Source organism: Cupriavidus sp. 8B, from assembly GCF_054589115.1.
In genome coordinates this window covers 52127-66059 of sequence record NZ_BAAILO010000435.1, presented here as the reverse complement: position 1 = coordinate 66059, position 13933 = coordinate 52127, and the positions used below count along the sequence as shown (strand labels likewise).

12 protein-coding genes and 1 pseudogene are annotated in these 13933 nt (G+C 64.7%); 8 read left to right on the top strand and 5 right to left on the bottom strand.

Annotation, left to right across the window (positions count from 1 at the left end; translation table 11 throughout):
- The first annotated feature begins 99 nt into the window (after nucleotides 1–99).
- A complete protein-coding gene (gene rraA / locus ACYP5B_RS42515) occupies nucleotides 100–597 on the top strand; it encodes a ribonuclease E activity regulator RraA (protein WP_459573604.1) in 498 nt (165 codons plus the stop codon).
- Nucleotides 598–599: 2 nt separating this feature from the next.
- Nucleotides 600–1001: a gamma-glutamylcyclotransferase family protein gene (locus tag ACYP5B_RS42510; RefSeq protein WP_267603429.1), complete on the top strand. Its 402-nt coding sequence runs from the start codon at nucleotides 600–602 to the stop codon at nucleotides 999–1001.
- 879 nt (nucleotides 1002–1880) lie between these two features.
- Here the strand turns inward: ACYP5B_RS42510 and ACYP5B_RS42505 are convergent.
- A pseudogene (locus tag ACYP5B_RS42505) lies at nucleotides 1881–2161 on the bottom strand (helix-turn-helix domain-containing protein); the annotation flags it as partial.
- A 191-nt stretch (nucleotides 2162–2352) separates the two neighbouring features.
- On the opposite strand from ACYP5B_RS42505, the gene ACYP5B_RS42500 reads away from it, so the two are divergent.
- The 3 genes from ACYP5B_RS42500 to loiP all read left to right on the top strand — a co-directional run bounded on the left by ACYP5B_RS42500 (nucleotide 2353) and on the right by loiP (nucleotide 6056).
- Nucleotides 2353–3300 (top strand): alpha/beta fold hydrolase, encoded by a 948-nt coding sequence (locus tag ACYP5B_RS42500; RefSeq protein WP_459573603.1) that lies wholly within the window; start codon nucleotides 2353–2355, stop codon nucleotides 3298–3300.
- Between the two features lie 352 nt (nucleotides 3301–3652).
- On the top strand, nucleotides 3653–4948 hold the full coding sequence (gene aceA, locus ACYP5B_RS42495; RefSeq protein WP_318231965.1) for an isocitrate lyase: 1296 nt from the start codon (nucleotides 3653–3655) through the stop codon (nucleotides 4946–4948).
- Between the two features lie 358 nt (nucleotides 4949–5306).
- Nucleotides 5307–6056 carry a metalloprotease LoiP gene (gene loiP, locus ACYP5B_RS42490; RefSeq protein ID WP_318231964.1) on the top strand — a complete coding sequence of 250 codons (750 nt, stop codon included), beginning with the start codon at nucleotides 5307–5309 and terminating at the stop codon, nucleotides 6054–6056.
- Between the two features lie 107 nt (nucleotides 6057–6163).
- On the opposite strand, the gene ACYP5B_RS42485 is transcribed toward loiP, so the two are convergent.
- Complete coding sequence (locus tag ACYP5B_RS42485) at nucleotides 6164–6598, bottom strand: universal stress protein (RefSeq protein ID WP_006161942.1); 435 nt, start codon at nucleotides 6596–6598, stop codon at nucleotides 6164–6166.
- 132 nt (nucleotides 6599–6730) lie between these two features.
- The gene (locus tag ACYP5B_RS42480) at nucleotides 6731–7684 is read right to left on the bottom strand and encodes a LysR family transcriptional regulator (RefSeq protein ID WP_400091214.1); all 954 of its coding nucleotides are present in this window, start codon (nucleotides 7682–7684) and stop codon (nucleotides 6731–6733) included.
- 253 nt (nucleotides 7685–7937) lie between these two features.
- Here ACYP5B_RS42480 and ACYP5B_RS42475 point away from each other — a divergent pair, with 253 nt between their 5' ends.
- From ACYP5B_RS42475 to ACYP5B_RS42465, 3 genes are all read left to right on the top strand, one after another.
- The gene (locus ACYP5B_RS42475) at nucleotides 7938–8639 is read left to right on the top strand and encodes a haloacid dehalogenase type II (protein ID WP_267603424.1); all 702 of its coding nucleotides are present in this window, start codon (nucleotides 7938–7940) and stop codon (nucleotides 8637–8639) included.
- Nucleotides 8640–8682: 43 nt separating this feature from the next.
- A complete protein-coding gene (aceB, locus tag ACYP5B_RS42470) occupies nucleotides 8683–10269 on the top strand; it encodes a malate synthase A (RefSeq protein WP_318231962.1) in 1587 nt (528 codons plus the stop codon).
- Between the two features lie 231 nt (nucleotides 10270–10500).
- Entirely contained in the window at nucleotides 10501–10941 is a 441-nt protein-coding gene (locus ACYP5B_RS42465; RefSeq protein WP_459573602.1) for a DUF1772 domain-containing protein, read from the top strand.
- A 112-nt stretch (nucleotides 10942–11053) separates the two neighbouring features.
- Here the strand turns inward: ACYP5B_RS42465 and ACYP5B_RS42460 are convergent, their stop codons facing one another.
- Together ACYP5B_RS42460 and ACYP5B_RS42455 are read right to left on the bottom strand one after the other, a co-directional pair.
- Nucleotides 11054–12526 carry a SidA/IucD/PvdA family monooxygenase gene (locus tag ACYP5B_RS42460; RefSeq protein ID WP_459573601.1) on the bottom strand — a complete coding sequence of 491 codons (1473 nt, stop codon included), beginning with the start codon at nucleotides 12524–12526 and terminating at the stop codon, nucleotides 11054–11056.
- Nucleotides 12523–13899 (bottom strand): LLM class flavin-dependent oxidoreductase, encoded by a 1377-nt coding sequence (locus ACYP5B_RS42455; protein ID WP_459573600.1) that lies wholly within the window; start codon nucleotides 13897–13899, stop codon nucleotides 12523–12525. Before ACYP5B_RS42455 ends, ACYP5B_RS42460 begins: the two co-directional genes overlap by 4 nt.
- Nucleotides 13900–13933 lie beyond the last annotated feature (34 nt).

The following is a 13933-nucleotide window of genomic DNA, read 5'->3' as shown; positions in this document are numbered from 1 at the left end:
CCGGATCGCGCTAGCGCGATCCGGGCGGTCCCCAGGCCCCATGGTTCCGCATGCAGCCTTCCTTTTCCAATTTCCACTTTCCTGATTCGGGTGTCCTTCATGAGCTTTGCTACCACTGACCTGTGCGACGCCAATGAGGCACGCCTGGCCGACGGCTCTCTGCGCGTGCTGTCGCCGGTATTCCAGCATTTCGGCAAGCGCACCGCGTTCTCCGGCCCGGCGGCCACGTTGAAAGTGTTCGAGGACAACTCGCTGGTGCGCGAGGCGGTCGAGTCGCCCGGCAACGGCCGCGTGCTGGTGGTCGATGGCGGCGGCTCGCTGCGCTGCGCGCTGGTGGGCGGCAACCTTGGCGTGCTGGCCGAGAAGAACGGCTGGGTCGGCATCATCGTCAATGGCTGCGTGCGTGACAGCGGGGAGCTTGCGGTGTGCGATATCGGCCTGCGCGCCCTGGCCCTGCATCCGCAGAAGAGCCAGAAGCGCAATGTGGGCGAGCGCGAGGTCACCGTGCAGATGCCCGGCGCCGTGGTGCGGCCGGGCAACTGGATCTATGCCGACGCCGATGGCGTGCTGGTGGCGGACACCAAGCTGGAGGGCTGAGCATGCCGGTGGTCTTTGTCTATGGCACGCTGCGCGCGGGCGAAGTCAACGACCTCAACGCGGCCGCGCGCAAGCACGGCATTGCCGCGCCGCGCCTGATCGGCAGCGCGACCGTGCCGGGGCGGCTCTATGACTTCGGCACGTATCCCGGCCTGGTGCTGGACGCCGCCGCGCCCGGCGTGGCGGGTGACTTGTACGAGGTCGATGCCGCGCTGGTGCCTGTGCTCGACGAGATCGAAGAAGTCTATCCGGGCCAGGCCTCGTTGTTCGTGCGCGAGGAGCGCGTGGTGGCGGTTGGCGAACAAGCCGTCAGCTGCCTGCTTTACCCGGTGGGCGAGGAGGCGGTCGCGGGCCTGCCGCGCATCGATTCCGGCGACTGGGTGGCCTACCGGCGCGCCCGCTAGTGTCTTGTTCCGTTGATTCGCTCACAAAATCTACCGACATCGGCGAGGATTGCATCCGCAGAATGCGTGTCATAGAATGCGCTGGAAATTTTGGTTTGGCATAGTGGCCCCGCTGACGCGGGGGTGTCGCTTGTGGGCGGGGTTTTGATGCTTCTAGCTGCTGTCGCGGCTGTACGGGGTTGGCCGATTTAGAACGCGTGAGATGTCACTTTTCTTTACTCGTAAAGAGAAGTAACCAAGAGAAAGCGATCCTTGCAGGAGGCTGGCTTGTCGGGGTTGCGTAGCCCGGTGGTCTCGTCGTCATGCCCTGGGTTCTAATGGCCTCATGCCGTTACCGGTTTGAATGGCCGCGATCCTGCGGATGAAGCTGGTTTCGTGGTGAGGCTGCTCGGTAGCAGCATCCCTGCTCATCCACACATCTGCCGGTACCGGTGCGAAGCGCCACGATATATCACGCCGTGATGGTTTCGTGGTGGGGTGGGCGCGGTGAGGAAATTCTTCGGCCTATCAATTCGGTGCCACCGCGCCCACGACGAAAACGGGACGCCTGCAACTTCGTGGCCAGTCACTCCGCGAGCGACAGACGGCTTGAGTTTCGTGGTGGTTGCTACAGGTGGGGGCCACCACGAATCCTCGGGCATTGGCAGCGTCGTGGTGGTCAAAACTGGTAACGGCACGAGTCAGTTAGCACCCGGGGCCGTACGACGAAACCATTGGGGTCCCCAATGACGCCACGGCAGCCTCCTGCAAGGATCGCTTTCCTTTGGTCACTTTTCTTTACGAGTAAAGAAAAGTGACATCTCACACGTTCCAAAACGGCCAACCCCGCACAGCCGCGGCAGCAGCTAGATGCATGAAAACCCCACCCACAAGCGACACCCAATAGCGATGCACGCTGGTGGACGATATCGAAGTCTCTGCAGCCACCGCGCGCGCGGTCCAATGGGTGGAACCGTCAGCCGGCTTGGTATGCAGCGTCGTCTTGATGAGTTCCGCGACGCGCTCGTCGTCGATGGTGCGTGGCTTGCCGGGACGCAATTCGTCGTACAGGCCATTGAGGCGCCCCTCAAGGAACCGCGTATGCCATCTACCCCCCCCGTGGCACGCGTAACCTGCAGTCGCTTGGCTATCTCACTATTTGGCTCGCCCGCTGCAGAAGCTTCGCTCGTCCCATTGGCATGTTGGCGTCTCCCGTGCGTCGATACCAACATCCTGCAAAAATATAGATCCGTTAACAACGGAACGGGGCACGAGCTCGCTCGCGTTTGAAACGCCACGCCGCGCGCTCGCCGCGCGGCGGGTCTTGGCGTAGCATCGGCAACCATTCCATCGTCCGATGTCATGGTCAAGCATGCACGCTTCCAACTCCCTTCCCAACCAGCGCTTCGTCCAGTCCGGCGACGTGCGGCTTGCCGTCAAGACCTGGGGCGATCCCGCGCGCCCGGCCATCGTGCTGGTGCACGGCTATCCGGACAACAGCGCCGTCTGGCATGGCGTGGCGCCGCTGCTGGCCAATGACTATTACGTAGTTGCCTATGACGTGCGCGGCGCCGGCGGCTCTTCGGCGCCCAAAGGCGTGGCGGCCTACCGCCTGGAGCGGCTGGCGCAAGACTTCAGCGCGGTGATCGATGCCGTCTCGCCGCATGCGCCCGTCCACCTGGTCGGCCATGACTGGGGCTCGATCCAGTGCTGGGAGTTTGTCACCGAGCCACGCCTGCGCGGCCGCATCGCCTCGTTCACGTCGTGCTCCGGGCCTTGCCTGGACCATGTCGGCCACTGGATGCGGGGAAACCGGCGCCTGTCGTTCACGGCGCTTTCGCGCTCGCTGCGGCAGATGGCCTCGTCCTGGTACATCTATCTCTTCCACCTGCCGTGGCTGCCGGAACTCAGCTGGCGGCTCTGGATGGGCCGCGCCTGGCCGCTTTACCTGAAGCGGACCGAGCGTATCGATGCGGATCGGAATCCCACCCAGATCGCGGACGGCTGCTTTGGGCTGGCGCTGTACCGCGCCAATATGCTGCCGCGCCTGCTTTCTCCGGGCGAGCGCCACGCCCACGCGCCGGTGCAGGTGATCGTGCCGCTGCTGGATCGTTATGTCAGGCCGGCGCTCTCCGAGGATCTGTCGCGCTGGGTGGGGCGCTGGTGGCGCCGGGAGGTCAGCGCGCGGCACTGGCTGCTGCTGGCGGACCCCGCCGCCATGGCCGCGATGGTGCGGGACCTGGCCGGGCATATCGATGGCGGCCCGGAACCGCTGGCATTGCGGCAGGCACGGATGGCGCCAAATTCCGAAATTTCATAATGCGGAATGATGTTTTGCGCGGCAAAAAATGTAGATGCGAGGCACAACGGGCATTTCTCATGATGGAAGATTGCCTGCCACATCGTGAAAAATATCTCACAAGCCATTGATTATAAATAAGAAAAAAACTAAGCAAGGACTGCATTCCGACCTGTTGCGACGCGGGACGTTTCCCTACACTCTTATATAAGACACATGACCTGAGCGGCAAAAAACAGGGGTGGCGAGGCCAGCAAATCAGCGCCTCCTGAACACCCCCCGAAAGTGCCCCGGTCGGCAAGTCGGCACCACGGTCCGCCAAGCCAGTCGCAAGTTTTCAATGCCATCCCGCCTTAAACACTAGGAGAGTGAAATGTCCCGCGAAACCGAAGCAAAGAACCTGCAAAAAGAATGGGATACCAATCCCCGCTGGAAGGGCGTCGCGCGTCACTACACCGCCGATGACGTCGTGCGCCTGCGCGGCTCCGTGCAGATCGAGCACACCTTGGCCCGCCGCGGTGCCGAGAAGCTGTGGCACCTGCTGAACACCGAGCCGTTCGTCAACACGCTGGGCGCGCTGACTGGCAACCAGGCCATGCAACAGGTCAAGGCTGGCCTCAAGGCCATCTACCTGTCGGGCTGGCAAGTCGCAGGCGACGCTAACCTGGCCGGCGAAATGTACCCCGACCAGTCGCTGTACCCGGCCAACTCGGTGCCGCAAGTGGTTCGCCGCATCAACAACACCTTCCAGCGCGCCGACCAGATCCAGTGGAGCGAAGGCAAGGGCGACACCGATTTCTTCGCACCGATCGTGGCTGATGCCGAAGCCGGTTTCGGCGGCGTGCTGAACGCCTTCGAGCTGATGAAGTCGATGATCGACGCGGGCGCTGCCGGCGTTCACTTCGAAGACCAGCTGGCTTCGGTCAAGAAGTGCGGCCACATGGGTGGCAAGGTGCTGGTGCCGACGCGTGAAGCCGTTGCCAAGCTGACCGCCGCGCGCCTGGCCGCCGACGTGTCCGGCGTGCCGACCCTGGTGATCGCCCGTACCGACGCGGAAGCCGCCGACCTGCTGACCTCGGACGTGGACGAGCGCGATCGCCCGTTCTGCACCGGCGAGCGGACGGTGGAAGGCTTCTACCGCACCAAGCCGGGTATCGAGCAATCGATCGCCCGTGCCCTGGCCTACGCGGAAGTGGCCGACCTGGTGTGGTGCGAAACCGGCAAGCCGGACCTGGAGTTCGCCAAGAAGTTTGCCGAAGCCGTCCACGCCAAGTTCCCGGGCAAGATGCTGGCCTACAACTGCTCGCCGTCGTTCAACTGGAAGAAGAACCTGGACGACGCCACCATCGCCAAGTTCCAGAAGGAACTGGGCGCCATGGGCTACAAGTTCCAGTTCATCACGCTGGCCGGCTTCCACTCGCTGAACTACTCGATGTTCAACCTGGCCTACGGCTATGCCCGCAACCAGATGAGCGCCTTCGTCGAACTGCAGGAAAACGAGTTCAAGGCAGCCGAGAAGGGCTTCACCGCCGTCAAGCACCAGCGCGAAGTCGGCACGGGTTACTTCGACGCCGTGACCCAGACCATCGAAGGCGGCCAGTCGTCCACGACCGCCCTCAAGGGTTCGACCGAAGACGAACAATTCTTCGACGACAAGAAAGTGGCCTGACGCTTCAGATCTTCAGATCAGTAGCTGGTCACCTGAAGGGCGTGCGACCATCACGCCCCTCAATTAGGCGCCGCGCCGTCTCCCTCTCAGGGACGGCGCGGTTTTTTGCTTTTTGGCGCCAGGCTGGCAGGCGCCCGGCCCGGAAAGGGAGAGCAAAGGCCGGTATGCGTGGAAATGTCAAATATTGTGTCTGTATCGATTCGGACATTTTCGGTTCACTTGGGACGATTTCAGCGATATGATTCCGCCGTGTGCCAGAAGAGGCGCGCAGCAGGTCGCCGGTGAGCCACCGGCACATGTCCATATAAGTCACTGGCAGGCAACCCGGTCGGTGCACATCCCAAGAAGAAGATCAATCATGAAGCACAAACTCTCCCTGGCGGCCATCGTTGCTCTATCCGCCTTTGTGGTCGGCTGCGCCGGCACCAATGTTGACGGCATGTTGGGCGCCGGCACGTCGATGTTCAAGGCGGCCTCGCTGAGCGACGGCGACGTCAAGACCATGTCCGACCAGTCTTGCGCAGAGCTCGATAAGACCAACAAGATCGCGGCCGCCAACAGCACCTACAGCAAGCGCCTGACCAAGATCATGTCGGGCCTGCAATCGGGCGACCTGCCCAGCGTCAACGCCAAGGTCTACCTGACCAAGGACGTCAACGCCTGGGCCATGGCCAACGGCTGCGTGCGCGTGTACAGCGGCCTGATGGACATGATGACCGACGACGAAGTGCGCGGCGTGGTGGGGCATGAGCTGGGCCACGTGGCGCTGGGCCACACCAAGAACAAGATGCAGGTGGCGTACGCCGCCATGGCCGCGCGCGGCGCGCTGGCCGCCGCCGGCGGCACCGTGGCCGCGCTGTCGGCCTCGCAACTGGGCGAAATGGGCGAGCAGCTGATCAACGCGCAATTCTCGCAAACGCAGGAAAGCGCCGCGGACGACTACTCGTTCGACGTGCTGACCAAGAACAAGGCCAGCACCCGCGGCCTGGTCACGGCGTTCCAGAAGCTGGCCAAGCTCGATGGCGGCAAGTCCAGCATGTTCTCGTCGCACCCGGGCTCGGAAGACCGCGCCAAGCACATCGAAGACCGCATCAAGAAGAGCAGCTGATCCTGGCCGGCCTGGCCGCATCGGCGGGCCGATCAAGCAAAAAGGCTGGCTGCCCCGCTCGGGGTGGCCAGCCTTTTTGTTGACTGGCGCCCGGCGCCAGGGCGCACTTAGCGATACACGATCACCGGGATGTCGGTGTGCGTCAGCACCTTCTGGGTTTCGCTGCCCAGCAGCAAGCCCGACAAGCCGCGCCTGCCGTGCGAGGCCATGAAGATCACGTCGCAGCCATGGCGCTCGGCCGCGTCGATGATGCCCAGGTAGGGCACGGCAAAGGTGGACATGTCGGCGTCGAAGCTGATGCCGTCGGCCCTGGCGGCGGTTTCCACTTCCTTCAGGTACAGCTTGGCCTGGCTTTCGATGCGGTCCCGGAAGGCCTGGGGCGCCTCCACCACGATCTCGCTGAACGGCGTGTAGGGATATTCCTCCAGGCAGACATAGGCGGTGACTCGCGCGTTGATTGTCTTGGCCAGCTCCAGCGCGCCGTCGATGGCCTTCTTGGACAGTTCCGAACCGTCGGTGGGTAGCAGGATGTGCTTGAACATGCTGGACTCCTTTGGGGCGAATGGACCGCGTGGACCGAATTGACGTGTGGACGGAGGCAGGCCGCATGGCACCTGTCAGGTTTCATTGTAGGCAGGGGTGGCGCATGCAGCATTGCCCTAAATCAAATCGAACTACGAATTGACCGCCAGTTGCGGCTTGCTGGCGGCGGATGCCTGTTCCGCGCGGCGCCAGTAGGCCGGATTCCCATAAGTGTTCTTCAGGTGGTCGATGAATAGCCGCACCCGCAGCGGCAGGTGCTTGCGCTGCGGAAAGACAGCGTGGATGCCGATCGGCGGCGCCTGGAATTCGTCGAGCACCGTGACCAGCCGGCCACTGGCAATTTCCTGCCCGACCTCCCACCAGGAGCGCCATGCCAGCCCGTGGCCATGCAGGCACCACGCGTGCAGCACCGCGCCATCGGTGCATTCCATGGTGCCGCCCACCTTGACTGTCACCTGGCGGCCCTCCTGCTGGAAGGCCCAGCCGCGCTGCACGTTGGCGCTGGCGCCGAAGGCCAGGCAGTTGTGGCGGGTGAGATCCTCGGGCACGGCGGGCACGCCATGGCGCGCCAGGTATTCGGGAGACGCCACCACCACGCGCCGGTTCTCCGCCAGGCGGATCGACACCAGGCTGGAGTCGGGCAGGTCGCCCAGGCGGATGGCGCAGTCGAAGCCCTCGTTGACGAGATCCACCACGCGGTCCGACAGGTCCAGCGTGATGGTCACATCCGGGTGCGATTCGATGAACAGCGGCACCAGGGGCGCCACGTGCTTGCGCCCGTAGCCCGCCGGCGCGGTCACGCGCAGGTGGCCGCTGGCCTTGACGCCGCCGGCCGAGACGCTGGCCTCGGCGTTGTGCAGGTCGTTGAGGATGCGCTGGCAGTCTTCCAGGAAGGCCGAGCCCTCGAAGGTGAGGCTGATCTTGCGGGTGGTGCGCAGCAGCAGCTTGACGCCCAGGCGCTCTTCCAGCGCATCGATGCGCCGGCCGATGATGGCGGGCGCCACGCCTTCAGCCGCCGCGGCCGCCGAAAGGCTGCCCCGAGCGGCTACCGAGACGAAGGTCTCCAATTGTTTGAAATGATCCACGAAGCTCGCCAGTTTTGTGCCTCATGCCGCCCAAAAGACAGGGTGGGTGAGGTAATGGGGTGGATTTGGTGCCTTATCTTTACACCGTTAGCGAAGATTAGTGGGGTAAAAGTAAAAGATCAAGTGACCCTGACCGACTTTGCCGCACTGCAACGTCTCCCTACAATGCTATGCATTCATTGGTGTACAGGCCCACGCAGTGGTGTTGGCTTGCCGGCTTTGCCGGGTTTGTCCAAAGGAACCGCTCCAGCTCATGCAAAAGATCCGCGCAGTCGTCTTCGATGCCTACGGCACGCTGTTCGACGTGTATTCCGTCACCGCGCGCGCGGAGCAATTGTTTCCGGGCAAGGGCGAGGCGCTGGCATTGCTGTGGCGCGAGCGGCAGATCGACTACACCCGCATTCGCTCGATGGCCGCCCCCGACGGCGCATACTACAAGCCGTTCTGGGCGCTTACGGTGGATGCGCTGCGTTATGCGGCCGAGCGCCTGCAACTGGTGCTGGACCCGGCCTTGGAGGCGCAGCTGCTCAAGGAGTACGCGTGCCTGTCGGCCTTCCCGGAAAACCTCGGGGCGCTCAAGCGCCTGCGGGCCGCCGGGCTGCCGCTGGGCATTCTTTCCAACGGCAACCCCGAGATGCTGGACATCTCGGTCAAGAGCGCCGGCATGCACGGGCTGTTCGACCACGTGCTGTCGGTCGATGCGGTGCGCATGTACAAGACCGCGCCCGAGGCCTACGCGCTGGGCCCCAAGGCATTTGGCGTGCCGGCCGGGGAGATCCTCTTCGTCTCGTCCAATGGCTGGGACGCTTGCGGCGCCACCTGGTACGGCTACACCACGTTCTGGATCAATCGTGCCGGTCATCCGGCGGAGCGGCTCGATGTGAGCCCTTCCGGCACCGGGCACGACATGAACGACCTGCTCGAATTCGTGCGCACCCAAGGTGCGGCGGTTTGACGGCGGGCACCCCAACTCAACCATCGATCACAGGAGAACACTGATGGCCATCACGCTGCCTGCGGGCATGAAGATTACCGGCGAAATCCTGCCGGCCTACGAAGACATCCTCTCGCCGGCCGCACTGGCCCTGGTGGACAAACTGCATCGCGCCTTCGAGCCGCGCCGCCAGGAACTGCTGGCCGCCCGCGTCGAGCGCACCAAGCGCCTGGACGCCGGCGAGCTGCCCGACTTCCTGCCGGAAACCAAGAGCGTGCGCGAAGGCGACTGGAAGGTCGCGCCGGTGCCGCCGGCACTGCATTGCCGCCGCGTGGAAATCACCGGCCCGGTCGAAGCCAAGATGGTCATCAACGCGTTCAACTCCGGCGCGGACAGCTACATGACCGACTTCGAGGACTCCAACACCCCCAACTGGCACAACCAGTTGCAGGGCCAGGTCAACCTCAAGGCCGCCGTGCGCCGCACCCTCACGCTGGACTCCAACGGCAAGCACTACAAGCTGGCCGACAAGATCGCCACGCTGCAGGTGCGCCCCCGCGGCTGGCACCTCGATGAAAAGCACGTCACCATCGACGGCCAGCGCGTCTCCGGCGGCATCTTCGACTTTGCGCTGTTCCTGTTCCATAACGCCAAGGAACAGATCGCACGCGGCGCCGGCCCCTTCTTCTACCTGCCGAAGATGGAAAGCCACCTCGAAGCCCGCCTGTGGAACGACGTCTTCGTCATGGCCCAGAACGAAATCGGCCTGCCGCAAGGCACCGTCAAGGCAACCGTGCTGATCGAAACGATCCTGGCCGCCTTCGAGATGGAAGAAATCCTGTATGAGCTGCGCGAGCACAGCGCTGGCCTGAATGCCGGCCGCTGGGACTACATCTTCTCGTGCATCAAGAAGTTCAAGGTCGACAAGAACTTCTGCCTGGCCGACCGCGCCAAGGTCACCATGACCGCGCCGTTCATGCGCTCGTACGCGCTGCTGCTGCTCAAGACCTGCCACAAGCGCGGCGCGCCCGCCATCGGCGGCATGAGCGCCCTGATCCCGATCAAGAACGATCCGGAAAAGAACGCCATCGCCATGCAAGGCATCATCAACGACAAGAAGCGCGATGCCACCGACGGCTACGACGGCGGCTGGGTGGCGCACCCGGGCCTGGTCGAGCCGGCCATGAAGGAATTCGTGGCAGTCCTGGGCGACAAGCCCAACCAGTTCGACAAGCAGCGCGACGACGTCAACGTGGCGGCCAAGGACCTGCTGGACTTCCAGCCGGAAACCCCGATCACGGAAGCCGGCCTGCGCATGAACATCAACGTCGGCATCCACTACCTCGGCTCCTGGCTGGCCGGCAACGGCTGCGTGCCCATCCACAACCTGATGGAAGACGCCGCCACCGCCGAGATCTCGCGCTCGCAGGTGTGGCAGTGGATCCGCTCGCCCAAGGGCAAGCTGGAAGATGGCCGCAAGGTGACCGCGGAGATGGTGCGCGCGCTGATCCCGGAAGAGCTGGCCAAGGTCAAGGCATTCGTCGGTGGCGACACCAAGACGTATGACCGCGCCGGGCAGATCTTCGAGCAGATGTCGACGTCGGAAGACTTTGCTGAGTTCCTGACGCTGCCGCTGTACGAAGAGATCTGATCGGGCTGGCAGCACTGGCCTTGCCGGGGCGCCTGCCTCGGCGTTAAGAAACCCGCAGCCTGGTGCTGCGGGTTTTTTATTTCCAGGCTCAAGGTAAGCCGACGCGATTCGCGCCCATGCCATCTGGCGTAACATGATCCGGACCAGGCTTGCTCTTGCCGGAATTTTTCCGCGATCTGCTCACGCCGATCGATAAGGCTTGGAATGCTCATTCCAGCAGGAGAGGCGACGATGCTTCAGGCTGCCCAGTTTATCGCTACCTTTTGCTGCATCCTGTTCTCGGGCGCAGCGGTCTACATTACGTTTGTCGAGCATCCCGCGCGGATGGGATGTGACACGAAAACGGCGGCAACGGTCTGGGCGCCAAGCTACAAGCGCGCAACGCTGATGCAGGCGCCGCTGGCAATCCTGAGCTGTCTCGCGGGTGTGGCCTCAGGGCTGCTCGGGGGCGGCACGATGTGGCTGATTGGCGCGGTGCTCATCGGCAGCGTTGTGCCGTTCACCTTGCTCGTGATCAAGCATGTCAACGCGCAACTGCTTGAGGGCAAGCGCGAGCTCGCTTCGGCTGAAACGCGGATCCTGCTGGACAAATGGGGAAGGCTACATGCGGTCCGGTCCGTGCTGAGTCTTCTCGCCTCCGTTCTCTTCCTGGTACTTTTGCTTCATCACTGATCAGGCGGATCAGGCGGATCGCGCCGATGCTATCGGGTCAACGTGGCCCGATAGCCGAAGGCAGCCGGTGCCGGAGATGCTGGCCACGGCCTCCCTGTCACGCGTCCTCGCCTCACGCCGCAGCTAGCGTGGCATCAGCTGGCTTCCACAGCGCACCCGCATAAAGCGCCGCACCAAAATCCGCCGGCACGTCGCCGCGAATCCGCTGTTCATGCAGCGCCAGGTCCGCCAGCAGCAGATCGCGGCTGATGCGGGCGACAGAGCCTGGGATATCGCGCCGCATGCTGGGCACATCGCCCAGCGGCACGCCGACGCTGGCGAAGCCAGCAGGGTTGTGCACGTGGAGATTGCGCAGCCACGGCGCGGCGCCTGGTGTTTTCTCAAGGTACTCAAGGCCGCTGCCCAGATAGGGCGACGCGGCGAGTTCGTCGTCGCGTGCGTCGGCCGGGGCTGCATAGCGGTCTCGCCAACGCAGGATATGCGGCGCGATGTCGGCCAGTTCCGGACGAGCCGACGGATCTACCAGATAGCCCGTGCCGGCAATCGCGAAGTCGAAGCGCAGGGTCTCGCCTTGCACCTGGGTGACGATGCGGCCGGATTCCACCTCGGCGCCGGACAGCGACGTGCCCAGGTGCAAATGGAATTGCGGGAATTTGAGCACCCGCTCAACGGAGTCGGCCGGTGGCGTGGAGCCGGCGCGGCGATAGCGGATGGCTTGCTCCCAGCGCGTGGCGTCGGGCAGGGCGTGGTAGTTGTCGTAAAGGCCGGGGTAGGCGCGCACGCGCGATACCGGCGTGGCGGCGATATGGTCGCGGCGCGCGAACAGGTGCACGGCAGCCACGCCGGATTCCAGCGCCACGGCGGCGGCGTCGAAGGCGGATGCCGCCGCGCCCAGCACGGCGACCGTCTTGCCGCGCAGCGCGTCGAAGTCGATGGCATCGGCCGTATGCGCGGCCAGCCCGGCGGCCACGGCCCGCGACAGCACGGCTGGCACGAACGGTGCGCCATTGCCGGCCACGCCATTGGCCAGGATGACCTTGCGCGCCGTCTCGATGCGCGGCTGCCCATTCACTTCCAGATGCAGCCGGAAGTGCTGCACCGCGGCGCCGGTTACGGGTTCGATGCGTACCACCCGTGTGGCATAGCGCACCTGCACGCCGAGGAAGCTCCGGTACCAGTCCAGGTAATCGGCCCAGGCCAGGCGAGGAATGCGGTCGATGGCGGCATAGGCCTCGGCCCCGTGCCGCGCTTCATACCAGGCCTGGAAGCCCAGCGTGGGCAGGCCAAGCTCCGGCCCGACCAGGTTCTTGGGCGTGCGCAGCTTCTGCATGCGGGCGCGCGTGCGCCAGACGCCGGCCAACGCGCCGTCGGGCGCGGCGTCCAGCACCGTCACGCGGCCGATGCCCGCGCGGCGCAGCGCGAAGGCGTAGGCGCTGCCGCTCTGGCCGCCGCCGACGACGGCCACGTTGTGGTCGATGCCGGCGTGGTCCGGCACCCAGTTGTCTGGCGCGGGACCGAGCAGGCGCAGTGTTTCACGCGCGAGGAAATCGGGGTCGGAAGCGGAGAGGGAAGAGGTAGTAGTCATGCGGCAGCGGCAAGGGTTTGGGCGGCGGATCTGGAGGAAGCGGCTGGATGCGCGGGGCGCTTGAGCCCAAGGTGCTCGCGCAGCGTGCTGCCGTCGTACTCCGCGCGGAACAGGCCGCGGCGGCGCAGCTCCGGCAGCACCAGTGCGATGAAATCGGTGAGCCCGCCCGGCAGCACCGGCGACATGATGTTGTAGCCGTCGGCGCCGTATTTGCGGAAGCGCTCTTCGAGCTGGTCGACGATCTGCTCTGGCGTGCCGATCACCTGCCAGTGGCCGCGGGCACCCGCAACGCGCTGGTAGAGCTGGCGGATGGTCAGGTTCTCGCGCCGCGCCAGGTCGATCACGAGCCGCTGGCGGCTCTTGCTGGCATTGGTCTCGGGCAGCTCGGGAATCGGGCCATCGAGCGCATAGCCCGACAGGTCGAAGCCGCCGGTCAGGCCGGACACCAGCGCCAGGCCGACCACGGGGTCGATCAGCGCTTGCAGCTGCTCGAATTTCTCCTTGGCTTCGCTTTCGCTCTGGCCCACCACGGGGAATACGCCGGGCAGGATCTTCAGGTCGTCCGGCTCGCGCCCATACCTCGCGAGCCGGCCTTTGACGTCGGCGTAGAAGGCCACGGCATCCTCCACGGTCTGCTGCGCCGTGAACACGGCTTCGCCTGTGCGTGCGGCCAGTTCCTTGCCGGCTTCGGAGGAGCCGGCCTGTACCACGACCGGATGGCCCTGCGGCGTGCGCGACACGTTGAGCGGCCCCTGCACCGAGAAATGCTTGCCCTTGTGGCGCAGCACATGGCGCCTGGCGGGCTCGTAGTAGCGGCCGCTGGCCTTGTCACGCAGGAAGGCATCGTCTTCCCAGCTGTTCCACAGCCCGGTGACCACGTCGGCGAACTCGGCAGCGCGCTCGTAGCGGTCGGCATGGGCGAAATGGTGGTCGCGGTTGAAGTTGCGGGCTTCGTGCTCGTTGGACGAGGTGACCAGGTTCCAGCCGGCGCGCCCGCCCGAGATATGGTCCAGCGAGGCGAACTTGCGCGCCACGTGATAGGGCTCGTTGAAGCTCGTCGAGGCGGTGCCGACCAGGCCGATGCGATCGGTCACCGCGGCCAGCGCGGATAGCAGCGTGATGGGCTCGAACTGCGCCTGGTAGCTGTGCGCGGTGCGGCTGAGGAACTCGACATCGTCGCCGCGCGTGCCTACACCGTCGGCCAGGAAGACCAGGTCGAACTTCGCCGCCTCGGCGGCCTGGGCGAGCGCGACGTAGTGCTTGAAGTCGATGCCCGCGTCGGCCTTGGCATCGGGATGGCGCCAGGCGGCGATATGGTGGCCGCTGGGGTAAAGGAAGGCGCCCAGGCTGAGTAAACCGTTACGTTGAGCCATGATTGCTTGTCGGTTATTTGCTGGTGTCTGTTGT